The sequence below is a fragment of the Luteibacter sp. 9135 genome (genome assembly GCF_000745005.1).
In the GTDB taxonomy this organism is placed as follows: Bacteria; Pseudomonadota; Gammaproteobacteria; order Xanthomonadales; family Rhodanobacteraceae; genus Luteibacter.
On sequence record NZ_JQNB01000001.1, the window covers coordinates 1,667,501 to 1,688,184 of the forward strand.

Consider the following 20,684-nt stretch of genomic DNA (forward strand, 5'->3'; position numbering starts at 1 on the left):
GATAAGGGTGAGGTCGGTGGTTCGAGTCCACCCAGACCCACCACTTGAGATCACTTATGGGGCCTTAGCTCAGCTGGGAGAGCATCTGCTTTGCAAGCAGAGGGTCGTCGGTTCGATCCCGACAGGCTCCACCAGTTTTGGTTTAAATGGATGTGTACGCACACAAAGATTGAATTTGAAGCCATCCGGCATTGAGGCCGGTGTGGTGTTCTTTGAAAACATGTAAACGAGTGACAAGCGTCTTGGTTCAAACCGAACCGAGATAAGTGTTAAGGCGAAACGAAGTGGCTGGATGTATATGGCCCCGAGGCGACTTGGGGTTATATGGTCAAGCGACTAAGCGTATACGGTGGATGCCTTGGCAGTCAGAGGCGATGAAGGACGTGGCAGCCTGCGAAAAGTGTCGGGGAGCTGGCAACAAGCTTTGATCCGGCAATGTCCGAATGGGGAAACCCACCGCTTAGGCGGTATCGTGCAGTGAATACATAGCTGTACGAAGCGAACCCGGGGAACTGAAATATCTAAGTACCCGGAGGAAAAGAAATCAACCGAGATTCCGTCAGTAGCGACGAGCGAACGCGGACTAGCCCAAAAGTGTCGTACATTCTAGTCGAACAGCGTGGAAAAGCTGGCCGTAGACGGTGATAGCCCGGTAGACGAAAGGGTGCATGGCATGAAATTGAGTAAGGCGGGGCACGTGAAACCCTGTCTGAACATGGGGGGACCATCCTCCAAGGCTAAATACTCCTGACTGACCGATAGCGAACTAGTACCGTGAGGGAAAGGCGAAAAGAACCCCGGAGAGGGGAGTGAAATAGACCCTGAAACCGTATACGTACAAGCAGTGGAAGCCCGCAAGGGTGACTGCGTACCTTTTGTATAATGGGTCAGCGACTTACTGTCAGTGGCAAGCTTAACCGTATAGGGGAGGCGAAGGGAAACCGAGTCTGAATAGGGCGAATAGTCTCTGGCAGTAGACCCGAAACCGAGTGATCTATCCTTGACCAGGTTGAAGGTGCGGTAACACGCACTGGAGGACCGAACCCACATCTGTTGCAATAGATGGGGATGAGTTGAGGATCGGAGTGAAAGGCTAAACAAACTCGGAGATAGCTGGTTCTCCTCGAAAGCTATTTAGGTAGCGCCTCGTGCGAACACTGTTGGGGGTAGAGCACTGTTATGGCTAGGGGGTCATTGAGACTTACCAAACCATGGCAAACTCCGAATACCAACACGTGATACACGGGAGACACACGGCGGGTGCTAACGTCCGTCGTGAAAAGGGAAACAACCCAGACCCGCAGCTAAGGTCCCAAAGTCATAGCTAAGTGGAAAACGATGTGGAAAGGCATAGACAGCCAGGAGGTTGGCTTAGAAGCAGCCATCCTTTAAAGAAAGCGTAATAGCTCACTGGTCGAGTCGGTCTGCGCGGAAGATTTAACGGGGCTAAGCTATGCACCGAAGCTCGGGGTGTACAGATTTTGATCTGTACGCGGTAGAGGAGCGTTCCGTAGGCCTGTGAAGGTGAGTCGTAAGGCTTGCTGGAGGTATCGGAAGTGCGAATGCTGACATGAGTAACGATAAGGGGGGTGAAAAGCCTCCCCGCCGAAAGCCCAAGGTTTCCTCGCGCAACGTTCATCGGCGCAGGGTGAGTCGGCCCCTAAGGCGAGGCAGAAATGCGTAGTCGATGGGAAGCAGGTTAATATTCCTGCACTTTTCTACAGTGCGATGTGGGGACGGAGAAGGTTAGGTCTACCAGGCGTTGGTTGTCCTGGGGAAAGGCGGTAGGCATGATTCTTAGGCAAATCCGGGAATCTTTATGCCGAGCACCGAGACGAGTCCTATGAGGACGAAGTGACTGACACCACGCTTCCAGGAAAAGCCACTAAGCTTCAGCTGTAGAAAAACCGTACCGCAAACCGACACAGGTAGGCAGGGTGAGAATCCCAAGGCGCTTGAGAGAACTCGGGTGAAGGAACTAGGCAAAATGGCACCGTAACTTCGGGAGAAGGTGCGCCCCTTGGTGTGGTCACGTGCGTGACTGAGCATCGAGGGGTCGCAGTAACCTGGCCGCTGCGACTGTTTATCAAAAACACAGCACTCTGCAAACACGAAAGTGGACGTATAGGGTGTGACGCCTGCCCGGTGCTGGAAGGTTAATTGATGGGGTCAGCCGCAAGGCGAAGCTCTTGATCGAAGCCCCAGTAAACGGCGGCCGTAACTATAACGGTCCTAAGGTAGCGAAATTCCTTGTCGGGTAAGTTCCGACCTGCACGAATGGCGTAACGACAGCGGCGCTGTCTCCACCCGAGACTCAGTGAAATTGAAATCGCTGTGAAGATGCAGCGTTCCCGCGGCAAGACGGAAAGACCCCGTGAACCTTTACTATAGCTTTACATTGAACGTTGAGTTCTTCTGTGTAGGATAGGTGGGAGGCTATGAAACCGAGACGCTAGTTTCGGTGGAGCCATCCTTGAAATACCACCCTGAAGTGCTTGACGTTCTAACCTAGGTCCGTAATCCGGATCGGGGACCATGTATGGTGGGTAGTTTGACTGGGGCGGTCTCCTCCCAAAGAGTAACGGAGGAGCACGAAGGTACGCTCAGCGCGGTCGGACATCGCGCACTGTGTGCAAAGGCATAAGCGTGCTTGACTGCGAGATCGACGGATCAAGCAGGTACGAAAGTAGGTCTTAGTGATCCGGTGGTTCTGTATGGAAGGGCCATCGCTCAACGGATAAAAGGTACTCCGGGGATAACAGGCTGATACCGCCCAAGAGTTCATATCGACGGCGGTGTTTGGCACCTCGATGTCGGCTCATCACATCCTGGGGCTGTAGCCGGTCCCAAGGGTATGGCTGTTCGCCATTTAAAGTGGTACGCGAGCTGGGTTCAGAACGTCGTGAGACAGTTCGGTCCCTATCTGTCGTGGGCGTTGGAGATTTGAGGGGGGCTGCTCCTAGTACGAGAGGACCGGAGTGGACGTTCCGCTGGTGTTCGGGTTGTCATGCCCATGGCATTGCCCGGTAGCTACGAACGGAAGTGATAACCGCTGAAAGCATCTAAGCGGGAAGCACGCCCCAAGATGAGATCTCCCGAGAGCTAGACTCTCCTTAAGGCACCATCAAGACTAGGTGGTTGATAGGCACGGTGTGGAAGTGCAGCAATGCATTGAGCTTACGTGTACTAATGAGCCGTGAGGCTTGACCATATAACCCCAAGACGCTTCACCGTCTTAATCTCTTAACTCGCTGTTCGATTAAAACCCGGACGCTTGTCACTCGTTTACACCCTCTGTGGAGCCGGCGCTCGAAAAGCGCTGCTCCCACCCCTTCCCTGGCGGCCATAGCGGCGTGGTACCACCTGATCCCTTCCCGAACTCAGAAGTGAAACGCGCATGCGCCGATGGTAGTGTGGCTCAAGCCATGCAAGAGTAGGTCACCGCCAGGGGCTTTATCCCGGAAACCCGGTCTCATCTGAGACCGGGTTTTCTTTTTGTCCGCGCACAGCGCAAGACTTGCAGTACGTCATCGCGAACGTGCTCCAGCCAACCGACCAGAAGGCCTCCCCACCCAGGGAGGCCTTTGCTTTACGCGGTCAAAGGATGTTGATCTGCGTATACAGCGTGTTGTACGGCGCGTTAGTCGACGTGTTCTGGTACTGGAAGTACCCTGACTCATGACCGTCCACGTTGTACTCGTCGAGCCAACCAACGACGGTCTGGCCCGGCGTGCATGGCCAGGTGTACTGCGTGCCGGTGATGCAGATACCGGTGCTTGCGTAGCGGGCTGAGCGTGGCAGCTGACCGCCATCCATCGACGCGATCGGGTTGGCGCCGTAGCCGATCTCGATGATCGCCACGCGTAGCTCGCCACCGCCGTGATTACAGGTCGTGCTGCTGTTGCCGTTGGTGTATTCCCAACCGCAAGCCGTCGAACCGACCGCGTAGACACGGATGCTGGACAGGGCAGGCGCGGGTGCGCGAGGCACCGGCATCACAGCGAAATCCATCGGTGGCGTGGGCAGAACACGGCCTTCCGCGGCGAGCGAAGGCAGTGCGGTCATCACGCGCGACGTGGATGAGGCGCCTTCCTGGGCCTGGATACGCGTGGCTGCGGTGGCGGCGAACGCGAGGGTACAAAGTGCAAAACGTACGGAGTTCAAACGTGGTTCCTTTCCATAAAGCGAAACATACGCTGCGCGCCTGATCGGTGGGCAGCGTGCGGACATAGCGCGCTTGTCGGTGCGCTACACGCGGTGCACGGCAATCTGCCCATGCACTACGCGATAAGGATCGCCCGCCATGTCGCGTGCGAATGTCGGATATGGGCATCAGCGCTGCGCTGAATGGGCAAACGTCCGTTCAATCGCGAAGGGTTTGCGTGGATCGCCGGTGCAACATGACACCCGCGTGATTAGTCGGCATGATGTTGGCGCGTCGTGCAGCAAGGAAAACGCCATGGATACACGTCTCAACCGCAGGCAGGAGGAACTGGTCGCGATCGTGCAGCGCGAAGGCTTCGTCGGTGTCGACGAACTGGCCAGCCATTTCGACGTGGCGCCACAGACGATCCGTAGGGACCTCAACCTCTTGTCCGACGGCGGCCTTATCCGCCGCTACCACGGTGGCGTCAGTGTGCCGGCCAGCAGTGTAGAGAACGTAGCCTACGCGGCACGGCAGACGCTGCAGGCGGTGGAAAAGAGCCGCATCGCCGAGGCCATCGCGCGACAGATCCCGGATGGCTCATCCCTCTTCATCAACCTGGGCACCACGAACGAGGGAGTAGGGCGCGCGTTGCTCGACCACCGCGATCTGCGCGTCATTACCAACAACCTCAATATCGCGTTGCTGCTGAGCGACAACCCTACGTTCGAGGTGATCGTCGCCGGCGGCGTGGTTCGTGGCCGGGACCACGGAGTGACGGGAGAAGCGACCATCGAGCTGATCCGCCAGTTCAAGGTGGACTTCGGCATCATCGGTATATCGGGTATCGAGCTCGACGGCACCCTGCTGGATTTCGACTTCCACGAAGTGCGGGTGGCCCAGGCCATCATCGAACACTCCCGCCAGGTGCTCCTCGGCGCCGACCATACCAAGATCGGCCGTAACGCCATGGTGCGCCTCGGCGACTTCAGCCGTGTCGACGCATGGTTTACCGACCGGCCGCCGCCCGAGGCCTTGTTGCCTGTGCTGGAAGCGGCGGGCACGCGGCTCTACGTCGCGGACTGAGCCGAACTGCGCCTTCGGGAGGCCAAGGTGCCTCTTATACCCGCGTAAACATCAGGTTAGCTCCTGCCTATGAACGGCGGACGGCCGCATGGCAGCCAGGACTCGCCGGTACCGGCGTGAGTCCACCCCATAGGAAAACGCATCGGTACGCTGCACTGCAGCGTGCGATGTTCGTTTGTGTTCGAATATGCTCATTTCAACGCAGGTGTCGCCCTGCCGAGTCATGGATTGTTCGTTTTCGCTCTCCCAGGCCCTTCCGGCCCGTCGCGAACGAACGTACCCGAGCGTAGGGTGTCCTCGTTTCGGTAGGGCAACGCCTCCAGCCAAGTGGGGTGGTGCAATGGTCGAGCAGGTCGATGTTCTGGTGGTGGGCGGCGGCGTCAATGGCGTCGGTATCGCCCGTGACGCCGTGGGCCGTGGGCTCTCGGTGTGGCTGTGCGAACGCGACGATCTGGCGTCCCATACCTCGAGTGCGTCGACCAAGCTGATCCACGGCGGTCTGCGTTACCTCGAGCAGTTCGAGTTCGCCCTGGTCGGCAAGGCGCTGGCCGAGCGCGAGGTGCTGCTGCGCGCGGCACCCCACATCATCTGGCCCCTGCGCTTCGTGCTGCCGCACCAGCCGCACCTGCGCCCTGCCTGGATGATCCGTATCGGGCTGTTCCTCTACGATCACCTGGGCCGTGGCCGGCGCACGCTGCCGGGCTCGCGCCGCGTGCGCTTTGCCAAGCATGTCACCGGCGAGCCGATGCGTGACGATTTCTCGGTGGGCTTCGTGTACTCCGACGCGTGGGTGCAGGATGCCCGCCTGGTGGTGCTCAACGCGATGGACGCGGTGCAGCGTGGCGCCAAGGTCGAGACCCACACGCGCTGTGTGAGCGCGCGCCGTGACGGCGATGGGTGGATCGCCGAGCTGGAGTCGCGCGACGGCAGCCGTCACTTCGTCAGGGCGCGTGCGCTGGTCAATGCGGCGGGGCCCTGGGCCGCCAGCTTCCTCGACGACGTGGCCCACCTGAAGCATTCGCACTCGCTGCGCCTGATCAAGGGCAGCCACATCGTCGTGCCGAAGATCTACGATCACCGCTACGCCTACATCTTCCAACAGCCGGATCGTCGCATCGTGTTCGCCATTCCGTACGAGCGCGACTTCACGCTGGTCGGCACCACGGATATCGAATACAAGGCCGACCCGTCGAAGCCCAAGATCGATGCCGAGGAAATCCAGTACCTCTGCGAGGCGGCCAACCGCTACTTCAAGAAGCAGCTCACCCCTGACGACGTCGTGTGGAGCTACAGCGGCGTGCGGCCCCTCCTGCAGGACGAATCGGGCAGTGCGTCGGAAGTCACGCGCGACTACCTGCTGGACATCGACCAGAACGGCCCGCCGCTGCTCAACGTCTTCGGCGGCAAGCTGACCACGTTCCGCAAGCTGGCCGAGGAAGCCGTCGATAAGCTGGCTCCGCTGCTGGGCAACGACAAGCCGGCCTGGACGGCGGATGCCCGTCCGCTGCCCGGCGGCGGCGAGCGCGACATCGACGCGCTGACGGACGATCTCCGTGCGTCGCGGCCGTGGCTGACCGAGCGCTTTGCCTGGCGCTTGACACACCTGTACGGCACGCGAGCTCGCGACCTGTTGGGCGAAGCCAATGGCCTGGCGGCGCTGGGCACGCATTTCGGCGCGGACCTCTATCAGGCCGAAGTGGACTACCTGATCCGTCACGAATGGGCGACCGAGGCCGAGGACATCCTCTGGCGTCGCAGCAAGATCGGCCTGCATGTCGGCAAGGACGACGTGCAGCGCCTTACCGAGTACCTCAATCAGCGTGTCCCGCAGGGGCGCGCCACCCAACCGTAGCGCTAGCGCGCTGCCAGCCATGAAACCGATGGAGAGACGGATCATGCGACAAAATATTGGTGAGTTGATATCCGAAGCCGTGGCGATGTTCATCATCATCGCCTTCGGCGATTCCGTAGCGTGCATGTATGTGCTCTACGACCCCAGTCCCTACCTCAACGCCTACTGGGGCGTGTGTATCGCGTGGGGCCTTGCCGTCACCATCGCGATTTATGCAACGGCATCGGTGTCGGGTACGCACGCCAATCCGGCGGTGACCCTGGCGCTGGCCGTCTTCCGCAACTTCTCGTGGAAGAAGGTGGTGCCTTACTGGATCGCGCAGGTGATCGGTGCGTTCCTCGGTGCGGCCATCGTCTACGCCCTGTTCGGGCCGGTGATCGACCACTTCAACGCCACGCACAACCTCACCCGTGAAGCGGGCGGCGCCGCCGGCGTGTTCTTCACGCATCCGGGCCTGGCCATTACGCCCATGCATGCGCTGACTGACCAGATCATCCTCACCGCCTTCCTGCTGTTCGGCATCTTCGCCATTACCGAGCAGTACAACGAGACCGCCCCGGGCGCCAACAACGGCGCGCTGATCATCGGCCTGCTGGTGGCCACCATCGGTGCGTCGATGGGTTACCTGGAAGCGTGGGCGATCAACCCGGCGCGCGACTTCGGCCCGCGCCTGTTCGCCTACTTCGCCGGTTGGGGTTCGTCCGCCCTGCCGTCGCCGGATAACTACTGGTGGGTGCCGATCGTCGGCCCACTGATCGGCGGCGTGGTCGGTGGTGGTGCCTACCAGCTGCTGATCCATCCGTTCCTGCCGGCCCGCCAGCGTGCGCTCGAAGAAGCGCGCCAGGCCGCGGCGCGCGGCACGTCTTCCCATTCGACCATTCAGTGAGGCCCCAGATGGACAAGCAGAAATACATCCTCGCTATCGACCAGGGCACCACCAGCTCGCGCACCATCCTGTTCGATCACGACGGCAACATCGCCGGCACGGCGCAGCGCGAGTTCCCGCAGATCTTCCCGCAGCCGGGCTGGGTGGAGCACAACCCGCGCGAGATCATGACCAGCGTGCTGTCGACGATGACCGAAGTCATCAGCAGCTCCGGCATCGACGCCAGCTGCATCGAGGGCATCGGCATCACCAACCAGCGCGAGACGGCGGTGGTGTGGGACAAGAAGACCGGCCAGCCGATCTACAACGCCATCGTGTGGCAGTCGCGGCAGACCGCCGACATCTGCGAGAAGCTCAAGGCCGCCGGCCATGACGAGATGGTGCGCGAGAAGACCGGCCTGCTGATCGACGCCTATTTCGCCGGCACCAAGGTGCGCTGGATCCTCGACCACGTGGAGGGTGCGCAGGCGCGTGCCGAAGCGGGCGAGCTGCTGTTCGGCACCATCGATACCTGGGTGATCTGGAACCTCACCGGCGGCAAGGTGCACGTCACCGACTACACCAACGCCTCGCGTACGCTGATGTACGACATCTACAAGCGCGAGTGGGACGACGAACTGCTGACGATGCTCAACGTGCCGCGCGCGATGCTGCCGGAAGTGAAGTCGTCCAGCGAGGTGTACGGCAACACGCTGGCCAAGCATTTCTTCGGTCGTGAAGTACCGATCGCCGGCATCGCGGGCGACCAGCAGGCGGCGTTGTTCGGCCAGGCCTGCTTCGAACCCGGGCTGGCCAAGAACACCTACGGCACCGGCTGCTTCATGCTGATGAACACCGGCGAGAAAGCTGTCCGTTCGAAGAATGGTTTGCTCACCACCATCGCGTGGGGCGTGGACGGCAAGGTCGAATACGCCCTGGAAGGCAGCATCTTCGTGGCTGGCTCGGTGATCCAGTGGCTGCGCGACGGCCTGCGCATGCTGGGCAAGGCGGCGGATTCGCAGTCGTATGCCGAGCGCGCCAAGGACAACGATGGCGTGTACTTCGTGCCTGCGTTCGTCGGCCTGGGTGCGCCCTACTGGCGCAGCGACGTCCGCGGCGCGGTGTTCGGCCTGTCACGCGGCACCACCAAGGAGCAGTTCATCCGTGCCGCGCTGGAATCCATGGCCTACCAGACCCGCGACGTGCTGGAAGCGATGCAGATCGACTCGGGCATCGAACTGAAGGAACTGCGCGCCGACGGTGGCGCCATCGCCAACGACTTCATGGCGCAGTTCCAGGCGGACATCCTGGATGTGACCGTGCTGCGCCCGAAGGTGCAAGAGACCACCGCGCAGGGTGCGGCCTATCTTGCCGGCCTGGCCGTGGGTTTCTGGAAGGATCGTGCCGACATCGCCAAGCGCTGGGCTGTCGATCGCGAGTTCAAGCCCGGGATGACCAAGGAAACGCGCGACGACCTGTATGAAGGGTGGAAGCAGGCGGTGACCGCGACGATGGGGTTCAAGCCGCGGAATTGAGGCTTTGCGATTATCGCCCACATCGTGGGCTCCTACAAAGGCACGTACCGTCTGGCGTGCCACAGACCATGTAGGAGCGCACGATGTGCGCGAAAAGCCACCTGTTGGCGCCTCAGCCCAGCGTGTAACCGAACTGGCTTTCGAATTCCGCGGCGAACTGATCGTACGTGAAGTACTGGTTCTGCGTGCCCGGGTGCTCGACTTTCAGCGCGCCCATCAGCGAGGCCATCTTGCCGACGGTGGGCCAGTCGTAGCCCTTCATGATGCCGAAGATGAGGCCGGCGCGGTACGCGTCGCCGCAGCCGGTGGGATCGACCACCTTGTGCTCGCGGGCGGGCGGGATCTCGATCGTTTCGCCGTTGACGTGGATCTGCGAACCGCGCGGGCCCTGCGTGACGATGTACGCGGTGACCTTCGAGGCGATGTCCGCGGCGTTCCAGCCGGTGCGCTGCTGCAGCAGCTGCGATTCGTAGTCGTTGACGATGACGTACGTGGCCTTCCCGATCATCGAGCGGAACTCGTCGCCGTTGAACAGCGGCATCGCCTGGCCCGGGTCGAAGATGAAGGGCACGCCGCGGGCGGCGAACTCGTCAACGTGCTGCAGCATGGCTTCGCGGCCGTCCGGCGCGACGATGCCGAACTGGTAGTCCGGGATGTCACGCACGTGGTTCTCGTGCGCGCTGGACATGGCGCCGGGATGGAAGGCCGTGATCTGGTTGTTGTCCAGGTCCGTGGTGATGAAGCACTGCGGGGTGAACTGGTCGTCGAACTGGCGCACGCCGTCGAGGCGGATGCCGAATTTCTCCAGGTGCGCGCGGTAGGGCGCGAAGTCCTGGCCGACCGTGGCCACCGGCATCGGCTCGCCGCCCAGTAACTTCAGGTTGTAGGCGATGTTGCCCGCGCAGCCCCCGAACTCGCGACGCATGGCCGGCACCAGGAAAGACACGTTCAGGATGTGGACCTGATCCGGAATGATGTGGTTCTTGAACTGGTCCTGGAACACCATGATGGTGTCGTAGGCGAGCGATCCGCAGATAACGGCAGTCATGCGTTGGGCAACCCTGAAGGATGTGATGGCACGACCGTGAACCGGCCGCCGCGAGCGCCGAACGCGAGGGGTTCGGCAAACCGACGGATCGTACCCAAATTTGTCGCCTTAGGCGACAGGCCAACACGTACAGAATTACGGAAATGCCGCAGCTTCCGCTCGCATCCTCCGGACTTACAAGACTTTCTTAACTTCTTCGCCTCCGCTTCGCCCTTGCGTGGGGGAGGGCGCCAATCTAGACTTCCATGCTTACTTTTTGCCGCAACGGGCGCCCGCCGCACATGTTTAAGAAGTTCCGCGGACTCTTTTCGAACGACATCTCCATCGATCTCGGCACGGCGAATACGCTCATCTATGTGCGTGGACAGGGCATCGTCCTGAATGAGCCGTCCGTCGTGGCCATCCGCCAGGATCGTGGCCCCGGTGGTCCCCGTACCGTCGCCGCCGTGGGTGGCGACGCCAAGCGCATGCTCGGCCGCACCCCCGGCAACATCGCCACGGTCCGCCCGATGAAGGACGGCGTCATCGCCGACTTCACCATGACCGAAGCGATGCTGCAGCACTTCATCAAGCAGGTGCACCGCTCGCGCATGCTGCGGCCCAGCCCGCGCGTGCTGGTCTGCGTGCCCTGCGGCTCCACCCAGGTGGAGCGTCGCGCCATCAAGGAATCGGCCGAAGGCGCCGGCGCCCGTGACGTCTTCCTGATCGAGGAGCCGATGGCCGCCGCGATCGGTGCCGGCATCCCGGTGCACGAGGCCCGTGGCTCGATGGTGCTGGACATCGGTGGCGGCACCTCCGAGGTCGCGGTCATCTCGCTCAACGGCATCGTCTACTCGCAGTCCGTGCGCGTGGGCGGCGATCGCTTCGACGAAGCCATCATCAACTACGTTCGCCGCAACCACGGCACGCTGATCGGTGAGTCCACCGCCGAGCGGATCAAGCTCGAAGTGGGCTGCGCGTTCCCGCAGAGCGAAGTGCGCGAGATGGAAATCTCCGGCCGCAACCTCGCCGAGGGCGTGCCGCGCATGTTCACCATCAACTCCAACGAGGTGCTGGAAGCCCTGCACGAGCCGCTGTCCGGCATCGTGGCGGCGGTCAAGGCGGCGCTGGAACAGACCCCGCCGGAGCTGTGCTCCGACGTGGCCGAGCGCGGCATCGTGCTCACCGGCGGCGGCGCGCTGCTGCGCGATCTGGATCGCCTGATCTCCGAGGAAACCGGCCTGCACGTGCAGGTGGCCGACGACCCGCTCACCTGTGTGGCGCGTGGCGGCGGCAAGGCCCTGGAGATGATCGACCAGCACGGCAGCGACTTCTTCGCGTTCGAATGATGGCGGCCGCGCGCGGCGCTTTGGCCGGAGCGCGCTGAACCATGGCCCTCAATCGCGACGAATCGTCGCCGCTGTTCGCACCGGGCGTGGCGGGAACGCTGCGCCTGATCGTCTACCTGGCGCTGGCCTGCGTGCTGATGGTCCTGGACCATCGGGGCGGGTGGCTGGGCAACGTGCGCTACGGCCTGTCCATCGTCATCGAGCCCATCTACCGGATCGCCGGCCTGCCGTCGCAGGGTTTCCAGGCGGCCACGGTGGCGTTCGCCGACCGCCAGCGCCTGACCGAGCAGAACCAGCGGCTGCGTGAAGACCTGCTGCTGGCCAACGCCAAGCTCAACCGCATGGCCTCGGTGGCCGAGCAGAACCAGCGCCTGAAGGAACTGCTGGACACCCAGCACAGCCTGTCGCTCAACGTGCAGCTCGCCCGGCTGGTCGGCGTGGACCTCGGCCCGTTCCGGCATCGGATCGTGCTCAACCTCGGCGCCCGCGACAAGGTCCAGCAGGGCCAGGTCGTGATCGACGCCCGCGGCGTGATGGGCCAGATCGTCGACGTGATGCCCACCACCTCGGTGGCCATGCTGATCACCGACCCCAACCACGCGATTCCCGTCACCATCGAGCGCACCGGCCTGCGTACCGTGGCCTACGGTTCGCGCGCGGGCGACATGCTGACCCTTCCGACCATTCCGGTCTCGGCGGACGTGCAGGCCGGCGACAAGCTGGTTACCTCCGGCCTGGGCGGCCGCTTTCCCCCCGGCTTTCCGGTGGGGGAAATACGCGACGTGGCGCAGACGCCGTCCGGCACGTTCCTCTCGGCGCAGGCCAGGCCCGCCGCCGACCTGGACCGCAGCGAGGACGTGCTGCTGCTGCACGACCTGGCCGAGCCGGCCGGGCCGCCGCCGCTCGCCCCGAACGTCGGTCCGTCGAACAGCCTGGCGCCCGACCCCAATGCGGCTCCCACGACGCCGGCCGCCGCGGCGCCGACGCTGCCGTCGGTCACCTCGCCGACGGCCAGCCGCGTTCCCGCGCGCGCCGCGTCCACGGGGAGCACGCCATGAACCGCATCCGGGTTCGCCAGCTGTGGTTCGCCGCCACGCTGCTGCTGTCGCTGTTCCTGATGCTGATCCCGCTGCCCGGGCCGCTGACGCCGTTCAAGCCCTACTGGCCGGCGCTGGTGCTGCTGTACTGGTGCCTGCAGTCGGGTGATCGCGTGACGCTGGGCATGGCGTTCTGCCTGGGCGTGGGCGCCGACCTGTTCGACGGCGTGCTGCTGGGCGAGCAGGCCCTGCGCCTCACCGCCATGGTGTTCATCGCGCTGCGCTTCCGTTCGCGCCTGCGCTTCTTCCCCATGTGGCAGCAGTCGCTGGCCGTGCTGGGCCTGTTGCTCAACGATCGCGTGTTGTTGCTGCTGATCCGCGTACTCGGCGGCGACCCGGCGCCGCCGGCGGAATACTGGATCTCGCCGCTGGTGGGCGCGGCGCTGTGGCCGTTCGTGTTCCTGATCCTGGACGACCTCCGCGCCCGGCTGCGCATCCACGAGACATGAAGCGGCGCGCCTCCATCAAGGAAGTGCGGGGCGAGGTGGCGCTGTTCCGGCGCCGTGCCCTGGCCGGGTTCGCGCTGATCCTGGCCGGGCTGGTCGCCGTGTGCTGCCAGTACGTCAACCTGCAGGTGAACCACCACGACGAGTTCGCCGCGCGCTCGGAGCAAAACCGGGTGAAGCCGCGCGCGATCCCACCCGCCCGCGGGCTGATCTTCGACCGCAACGGTGTGCTGCTGGCCGATAACGTGCCGGCCTTTCGCCTGGAAGTGACGCCGGAACAGGTGGCCGACATGGACACCATGCTGGCCAACCTCGGTGCCATCGTGCCGCTGAGCGACGAGGACATCGCCACCTTCCGCAAGCAGGTGAAGGGTAGCCGGCGCTTCGAGGGCGTGCCGCTGAAGCTCAAGCTGACCGAGGACGAGATCGGCCGCTTCGACGTCAACCGCTGGCGCTTCCCCGGCGTGGACGTGGTGCCCTACCTCACCCGGCGTTACCCGATGGGCGCGTCGCTGGCCCATGTCATCGGCTATGTCAGCCGCATCGACGTGGACGACCTGGCCCGCATGGACGAGGACGAGGAGGCCAGCTACAAGGGCACCACGCATATCGGCCGCATAGGCATCGAGCGCTCCTACGAAAAACTGCTGCATGGCGCGCCCGGCTACGAGCTGGTCGAGGTGAACGCCGACGGGCGTACGCAGGCGGTGTTGGACACCACGCCACCGACGCCCGGCAAGAACATCTACCTGAGCATCGACGTGCGCCTGCAGAAGGCCGCGGAGAATGGCCTGAACGGCCGCGCTGGCGCGGCGATCGCCATCGATCCGCGCAACGGACAGGTGCTGGCTTTCGCCAGCGTGCCCAGCTTCGACCCCAACCTGTTCGTCAACGGCATCAGCTCGGCCGACTACAAGGCGCTGACCACCTCGCCCGACAAGCCGCTGTACAACCGCGCGCTGCGTGGCGTGTATCCGCCCGGCTCCACGGTGAAGCCGTTCCTGGCGCTGGGTGGCCTAACCATGGGCATCCGCCGGCCATCGGACACGGTGCTGTCCACGGGCGAGTTCTGCATCCCGGGGCAGTCGCGCTGTTACCGCGACGACAAGCGCGGCGGCGACGGCACGGTCAACATGATTCGCGCCATTGAGTTGTCCACCAACACCTATTTCTACCGGCTGGCGCTGGACATGGGCATCGATCGCCTGTCGCAGTGGATGGGTAGCCTGGGCTTCGGCAAGAAGACCGGCATCGACCTGGTCGGCGAGGTGCCCGGCATCCTGCCGTCGCGCGAATGGAAGGCCACGCGCAGCAAGGCGGGCTGGTACCCCGGCGAAACCATCATCGCCGGCATCGGTCAGGGCTACTGGGCGGTGACGCCGCTGCAGCTGGCGCACGCGGTGGCCACGTTCGCGGGCCACGGCATTCCTTACACGCCGCATTTCCTGCTGGATACGCAGGACGGCGTGGACAGCCCGCGCGTGCGCCAGGCATTCCCGCCCAGCGGGCCGTCCGTGGTGCGCAAGCAGGCGGACTGGGATGCCGTGAACGACGGCATGAAGGCGGTGATCAACTCCGGTGCCGGCACCGGCAGGAAGCTGGGCATCGGCTTCCCGTACCTGATCGCCGGCAAGAGCGGCACCGCCGAGCGCTTCTCGCGCACCACCAACGCCTACAACGAAAACAAGAACACCGCCTACCTGGCCACGCGCCACCGTGCGCTGTTCATCGCCTATACGCCGGCGGACGATCCGAAGATCGCAACGACCGTTGTGCTCGAAGCCGGCGCCTGGGGCGCCGCGGATTCCGGCCCCATCGCGCGCAAGATCCTCGACCAGTGGGCGGTGGACGAAGGCGGCCCGCGCCCGTCCGACCTGCCGCCGGGCCCGATCGTCACCTCCGACGCACCGCCCGAGGCGTCGCCGGATGCCCATCCGGACGAGCATCCCGAGGCCTCTCCCGTGCAGGGCGTCCAGCCCGCCGATGGCGCCAGCAGCGCACCACCCCCCGACGACAACGGTGAGGACCAGTGAGCGCCATCCAGAACCTCACCCTGCGCATGAAGCGTTTCGGCCTGCGCCTGATCAGCCGGCCGCGCCTGGATATTCCCCTGCTGCTGGCGCTGATGGTGCTGGCGGGCGTGGGCCTGACCACGCTGTACAGCGCGGGCAACGCCAATGTCGGCCTGGTGACGGGGCAGGCGGCGCGCTTCGCGCTGGGCGGCGTGCTGCTGCTGGTCATTTCCCGCATTCCGCCGCCGGTGCTGCGCTCGTGGACACCGTGGCTGTACATGGGCAGCACCGCGCTGCTGGTGGTGGTGGCCGTGCTGGGCGAGGGCAGGGGAGCCTACCGCTGGCTGGACCTGGGCGTGATGCGCTTCCAGCCGTCCGAACTGCTCAAGCTGACCATGCCGATGATGGTGGCCTGGTACCTGCATCCGCGCCAGCTGCCGCCGAGCTGGAAGGACATCGTGGTGGTGGGCCTGCTGATCGCGGTGCCGGCCGGCCTGATCGCGGAACAGCCCGACCTCGGCACCGCACTGCTGGTGGCCGGTGCGGGCGCGTTCGCGCTGTTTCTTTCCGGCATGGCCTGGTGGCGCATCGGCCTGATCGTGGGCGCGGTGGGCGGGGCCATTCCCGTGGCCTGGCAGTTCCTGCACGAATACCAGCGCAACCGCGTGCGCACGCTGCTCGATCCGGAATCCGATCCGCTGGGCAACGGCTGGCACATCATCCAGTCGAAGATCGCCGTCGGCTCCGGCGGCGTGTTCGGCAAGGGCTGGCAGCACAGCACGCAGTCGCGCCTGGAGTTCCTGCCCGAGCACACCACCGACTTCATCTTCGCGGTGTTTTCCGAGGAGTTCGGGCTGATCGGCGTCATCGGCATCATGCTGCTGTACGCGTTCATCATCGGCCGCTGCCTTTGGATCGCGATGAACGCGCGCGACACCTATTCGCGCCTGCTCGCCGGCGCCATCGGCATGAGCTTCTTCGTGTACGTGGCGGTGAACGGCGGCATGGTGGCGGGCATCCTGCCTGTGGTCGGCGTGCCGATGCCCCTGGTCAGTTACGGCGGCACCTCGGCCGTGTCGCTGCTTACCGGATTCGGCGTGCTGATGTCGATCCACGCGAACCGCAAGTTGCACGATTGATGGCTGAACAGCGGCCGCTGCGTGCCCCGGACGCGTCACGACCGCGTGGTACCCTTCACGGCATGGATGAAGCCCTCACAGCGCGTCGCGCACGCCCCGTACGTCGTCTTCCGCGCCTTGCCGGCGCGTTGTTCGCCTTCCCCCTGATCGTCGCGGCATCGGCCCATGCGGAAACGCATCCCGGCCAGGACGCACTGGTGCGCGAAGTGGCGAAGGACACGGGTAAGAGTCCCGCTTCGCTGAATGCGCTGTTGAATAACGCGAAGAAACAGCAGGCGATCCTCGACGCGATCAGCCGCCCCGCCGAGGGCAAGCCGTGGCGCGATTACCGCCCCATCTTCCTGACCGAACAGCGGATCGCCGCGGGCGCCGCGTTCTATGAAGAACACCGCGCCCTGCTGGACGGCATCGGTCGCAAGTACGGTGTGCCGCCCGAGTACATCGTGGCCATCGTCGGCGTCGAGACGTTCTACGGCAAGAACACCGGCAAGTGGAAGGTCATCGATGCGCTCAGCACGCTGGCCTTCTATTACCCCAAGCGCGCGCCGTTCTTCCGCGAGCAGTTGAAGACCTTGCTGGAGCTGCCGTCCAATCACCTCGGTGGCCCGATCGACACGCTGACCGGATCCTACGCAGGTGCCCAGGGCTGGGGCCAGTTCATGCCTTCGTCCATTCGCGACTGGGGTGTGGACTACGACCACGACGGCCGGATCGACATGAAGGGCTCGATGGGCGACATCTTCGCCAGCATCGCCAATTATTTCGTCGAGCACGGCTGGGAGCGAGGCGGCCCGGTGGCCGCGCGTGCGCAGCCGGATGGCCGTGTGACTGCGCCGGAGGTGCCCAAAGACTGGCGTCCCGTGGCGCCCGTGGAGTCGTTCGTGGCCGATGGCTTCGCTCCGGTGCAGCACCTCAATCCGGGGCGTGAGGCCCAGCTGGTTCGGCTGGACGGGCCGGCCGGGGACGAATACTGGCTGACGTTCCAGAACTTCTACGTCATCACCACGTATAACCGCAGTCCCATGTATGCCATGGCCGTGAACCAGCTCGCCCAGGCGATCCGCGAGCGGGCGGGTGGTGCTGCGCCGCGATGAGGGAGGGGGCGCCGTCGTTGGGATCGCCTACCGGTTGGGGATCGCCTGTGGCTTCGGGGTCGCCTGGGGCTTTGGGATCGCCCACATCGTGGGCTCCTACCGGGTGGCGGTTCTGCTTGGTGGTGCTTATGGCGGTGCTGTTGTCGGCGTGTGGCGGGGCGCAGAATACGCGGCCGGCTTCGCGGGGTAGCAGTGGCGGGGGCTCGTCCTCTTCATCGTCGTCGCGGGGCGGGTACGACGATATCCGCAAGTCGCAGGGTTCGCGGTATCGCTCGCGTGCCGACAGCGTGCCCACCGAGATTCCGGACGTCAGCAAGCTGCCCGAGCCGGTGCCGAAGGTGGAGCCGCGGTCGATCTACGGCAACAAGACCCCTTATTCCGTGCTGGGCCAGACCTACAACGTGCTGCCGACACCGCGCGGTTACGTGGAGCGCGGTATCGCCTCGTTCTACGGCAACAAGTTCCACGGCTACAAGACCTCCAGCCTGGAGGAATACGACATGTACCAGTTCTCGGGCGCGCACAAGACGCTGCCGCTGCCCAGCTATGCGCGGGTCACCAACCTCGAGAACGGCAAGAGCGTGATCGTGCGCATCAACGATCGCGGCCCCTTCCACGAGAACCGCATCATCGATCTTTCCTTCGCCGCCGCCGTCAAGATCGGCGTGTGGCCCAAGGGCACCGGCCTGGTCGAGGTCCGCGCCATCGACCCGACAGAGGCCAACAGCGATCGCGGGGCGCCGTACGTCAACACGGCGCCCAAGCCCGCGCCGATCACCGCGCCACCACCGCCTGCGGGGCGGTTCGTCGCGGCCGTGCCGGTGGGCGCGCGCACCGCGCCGACCGCAGAGCGCGCCGTGACCCGGCCGCCGTCCTCGGCGATTGCCGCGCCCGTGGGGAGCGTGCCCGTGGGTGCCGCCGTGGTCGGGAACGCCGCGGTGGGCAGCGCCCGGCCGGTCAGCGGCGCCACGCCGGCGACCGGCGCGGCGTCCACCGGCAACGACGACGAGAACCACGTGCCAGGCATGACCGGCATCTCGCCAGCGGAAGCCCTGCCGCCATTGGCGGGCGCCGGTACCGGCACGGGTGCCACCAGGGGTACAAGGGTGGCCACGACGGGCAACACCGGGGTTCCCTCGGGGGCCGCCCAGGGGCCGATCACGGCCGCCATTCCCGGAAAGCCCACCATCTACCTCCAGGTCGGCGCGTTTTCCGACGCGGCCAATGCCAACCGGGTGGCTGACCAGTTGAACAAAGCCGGCCTCGGGCCGGTCAGTGTCATCGAGACCGCCGTGGGTGGCCGCAGCGTGCGTCGCGTTCGCGTCGGGCCGCTGGCCGACGTCGACACGGCCGATCGCGTGACCGACCAGATCGCCGGCATGGGTCTGCCCCGTCCGTCGGTCGCGGTAGACTGACCTTCTTTTTTTGCATTTCACTGGACCGTTGAAACGATGAAGCTCCTGCCCCGCTCCCTCCTCGCTTTCGCCGCCGCCGCGCTCGTCGCCGGCGTCGCTGCGCAGCAGCCCCCCCGTCCGACCGCCGTGCCCCGCCCGGCGGTGCCCGAGGCGCCGGTGCCGCCGCCGCCGGAAGTCGAGGGCAAGAGCTGGGTGCTCATGGACTACAACACGGGTCAGATCATCGCATCCAAGGACATGGACGTGCAGCTCGAACCGGCGTCCATCACCAAGATCATGACGGATTACGTGGTCTCGGCCGAACTCGGTAACGGCAAGATCCACATGACCGATCCGGTCACCATCAGCGAGAACGCCTGGCGTGGCGGCGGTGCCAGCACCGACGGCTCCACCAGCTTCCTCAAGCTCAACAGCCAGGTGCCGCTGAAAGACCTGCTCTTCGGCATGATCATCCAGTCGGGCAACGATGCCGCCATCGCGCTGGCCGAGCACACCGCTGGCTCCGAGCCGGCGTTCGCCAACCTGATGAACGCCTATGCCAAGCAGATCGGCATGACGCATTCGCAGTTCCAGAACGCCTCCGGCTACCCGGTGGCCAACCACTACACGACCGCGCACGACATCGCCATCCTCTCGCGCGCCCTGATCCACGACTTCCCCGAGGACTACGCGATCTCGGCCGTGAAGGAGTTCGAGTGGAACGGCATCAAGCAGCACAACCGTAACCTGCTGCTGTGGCGCGACAACACGGTGGACGGCATCAAGACCGGCCATACCGCCGCCGCCGGCTATTGCCTGGCCGCCTCGGCCAAGCAGGGCGACGCCCGCATGATCGCCATCATCATGGGCGCCAACAGTGAGAAGGGTCGTGCGGACGCCGCGCTGGCGCTGCTCAACTACGGCTTCCGCTTCTACGAAAGCCACAAGCTGTACGAGGCCAACAAGCCGCTGGCCACGCCCAAGCTGTGGAAGGGCGCCGAGAACACCGTGCCGCTGGGCCTCACGGAAGACGCTCTGGTCTCGGTCAAGCGCGGCGACTACGACAAGCTCAAGGCCAACCTCGACATCCCCACCACGCTGATCGCCCCGTTCAAGAAGGGCCAGCAGGTCGGCACGCTGCGCGTGACGCTGGATGGCCAGCCGGTGCTCACGGCGCCGCTGGTGGCCCTGAACGACGCGCCCGAAGGCGGCTTCTTCTCCCGCCTGTGGGACACCATCATGCTGTGGTTCCACAGCGACGGCGACAAGAAGTAAGAGGGCATCCGGCCATGCGCGAGATCGACTTCAGCGACGCACAGAAGGACGGCAAGGGCTTCCAGTTCCCGGGCGAGTTCGAGATCACGGCGATCGGCAATGCCGCCGCCAGTCTCGACAAGCACGTGCCTGCACTGTTGCACGGCATCGGCCTGGAAGTGCTCCACGAGACCCTGTCCACCAAGCTCACCCCCGCCGGTAACTACCAGTCGGTCACGGTGAGCTTCGTCGCCCCCAGCCGTGAGAAATACCTCGAGGCCCACAGCACGCTGCGTGCGGACGAGAACATCCGTTTCACGATGTAACCCGCCCCCGCGCAGGACGGGTGGGTGAAGGAGCGCACGATGTGCGCGAAAAGCCAACAAAGCG

Annotated in this window: 15 protein-coding genes, 2 tRNA genes and 2 rRNA genes (1 of these 19 cut by a window edge); 17 read left to right on the forward strand and 2 right to left on the reverse strand. The window is 64.3% G+C overall.

Annotated features, from left to right (window positions below):
• From FA89_RS07120 to rrf, 4 genes are all read left to right on the forward strand, one after another.
• A tRNA-Ile gene (locus tag FA89_RS07120) sits at positions 1-43 on the forward strand; it begins 34 nt to the left of the window's first position.
• A 15-nt stretch (positions 44-58) separates the two neighbouring features.
• Positions 59-134, forward strand: a tRNA-Ala gene (locus FA89_RS07125).
• Between the two features lie 192 nt (positions 135-326).
• Positions 327-3,211 (forward strand): 23S ribosomal RNA (locus FA89_RS07130).
• Positions 3,212-3,335: 124 nt separating this feature from the next.
• Positions 3,336-3,450, forward strand: a 5S ribosomal RNA gene (rrf, locus tag FA89_RS07135).
• A 147-nt stretch (positions 3,451-3,597) separates the two neighbouring features.
• On the opposite strand, the gene FA89_RS07140 is transcribed toward rrf, so the two are convergent.
• Entirely contained in the window at positions 3,598-4,164 is a 567-nt protein-coding gene (locus FA89_RS07140) for a YolA family protein (protein ID WP_051938595.1), read from the reverse strand.
• A 295-nt stretch (positions 4,165-4,459) separates the two neighbouring features.
• On the opposite strand from FA89_RS07140, the gene FA89_RS07145 reads away from it, so the two are divergent.
• From FA89_RS07145 to glpK, 4 genes are all read left to right on the forward strand, one after another.
• Complete coding sequence (locus tag FA89_RS07145; protein ID WP_036139591.1) at positions 4,460-5,230, forward strand: DeoR family transcriptional regulator; 771 nt, start codon at positions 4,460-4,462, stop codon at positions 5,228-5,230.
• Between the two features lie 340 nt (positions 5,231-5,570).
• Positions 5,571-7,082, forward strand: coding sequence for a glycerol-3-phosphate dehydrogenase (gene glpD, locus FA89_RS07150; RefSeq protein WP_036139593.1), 1,512 nt, complete (start codon positions 5,571-5,573; stop codon positions 7,080-7,082).
• Positions 7,083-7,122: 40 nt separating this feature from the next.
• Positions 7,123-7,968: an MIP/aquaporin family protein gene (locus FA89_RS07155; RefSeq protein ID WP_036143840.1), complete on the forward strand. Its 846-nt coding sequence runs from the start codon at positions 7,123-7,125 to the stop codon at positions 7,966-7,968.
• An 8-nt stretch (positions 7,969-7,976) separates the two neighbouring features.
• A complete protein-coding gene (glpK, locus tag FA89_RS07160; protein ID WP_036139595.1) occupies positions 7,977-9,482 on the forward strand; it encodes a glycerol kinase GlpK in 1,506 nt (501 codons plus the stop codon).
• A 112-nt stretch (positions 9,483-9,594) separates the two neighbouring features.
• On the opposite strand, the gene FA89_RS07165 is transcribed toward glpK, so the two are convergent.
• The gene (locus FA89_RS07165) at positions 9,595-10,530 is read right to left on the reverse strand and encodes a carbohydrate kinase family protein (RefSeq protein WP_036139597.1); all 936 of its coding nucleotides are present in this window, start codon (positions 10,528-10,530) and stop codon (positions 9,595-9,597) included.
• A gap of 281 nt (positions 10,531-10,811) precedes the next feature.
• Here FA89_RS07165 and FA89_RS07170 point away from each other — a divergent pair, with 281 nt between their 5' ends.
• The 9 genes from FA89_RS07170 to FA89_RS07210 all read left to right on the forward strand — a co-directional run bounded on the left by FA89_RS07170 (position 10,812) and on the right by FA89_RS07210 (position 20,620).
• The gene (locus FA89_RS07170) at positions 10,812-11,858 is read left to right on the forward strand and encodes a rod shape-determining protein (protein WP_036139600.1); all 1,047 of its coding nucleotides are present in this window, start codon (positions 10,812-10,814) and stop codon (positions 11,856-11,858) included.
• A gap of 41 nt (positions 11,859-11,899) precedes the next feature.
• Complete coding sequence (gene mreC / locus FA89_RS07175; protein ID WP_051938596.1) at positions 11,900-12,916, forward strand: rod shape-determining protein MreC; 1,017 nt, start codon at positions 11,900-11,902, stop codon at positions 12,914-12,916.
• A complete protein-coding gene (gene mreD, locus FA89_RS07180; RefSeq protein ID WP_036139602.1) occupies positions 12,913-13,404 on the forward strand; it encodes a rod shape-determining protein MreD in 492 nt (163 codons plus the stop codon). Before mreC ends, mreD begins: the two co-directional genes overlap by 4 nt.
• On the forward strand, positions 13,401-15,434 hold the full coding sequence (mrdA, locus tag FA89_RS07185) for a penicillin-binding protein 2 (protein ID WP_036139605.1): 2,034 nt from the start codon (positions 13,401-13,403) through the stop codon (positions 15,432-15,434). Before mreD ends, mrdA begins: the two co-directional genes overlap by 4 nt.
• Positions 15,435-15,460: 26 nt before the next feature.
• Entirely contained in the window at positions 15,461-16,552 is a 1,092-nt protein-coding gene (rodA, locus tag FA89_RS07190) for a rod shape-determining protein RodA (RefSeq protein ID WP_036143844.1), read from the forward strand.
• 62 nt (positions 16,553-16,614) lie between these two features.
• Positions 16,615-17,646 carry a lytic murein transglycosylase B gene (gene mltB, locus FA89_RS07195; RefSeq protein WP_036139607.1) on the forward strand — a complete coding sequence of 344 codons (1,032 nt, stop codon included), beginning with the start codon at positions 16,615-16,617 and terminating at the stop codon, positions 17,644-17,646.
• 128 nt (positions 17,647-17,774) lie between these two features.
• The gene (locus FA89_RS20860; RefSeq protein ID WP_081916382.1) at positions 17,775-19,061 is read left to right on the forward strand and encodes a septal ring lytic transglycosylase RlpA family protein; all 1,287 of its coding nucleotides are present in this window, start codon (positions 17,775-17,777) and stop codon (positions 19,059-19,061) included.
• 36 nt (positions 19,062-19,097) lie between these two features.
• Complete coding sequence (locus FA89_RS07205) at positions 19,098-20,315, forward strand: D-alanyl-D-alanine carboxypeptidase family protein (RefSeq protein ID WP_036139609.1); 1,218 nt, start codon at positions 19,098-19,100, stop codon at positions 20,313-20,315.
• A 14-nt stretch (positions 20,316-20,329) separates the two neighbouring features.
• Complete coding sequence (locus FA89_RS07210) at positions 20,330-20,620, forward strand: DUF493 family protein (RefSeq protein ID WP_036139612.1); 291 nt, start codon at positions 20,330-20,332, stop codon at positions 20,618-20,620.
• Positions 20,621-20,684 lie beyond the last annotated feature (64 nt).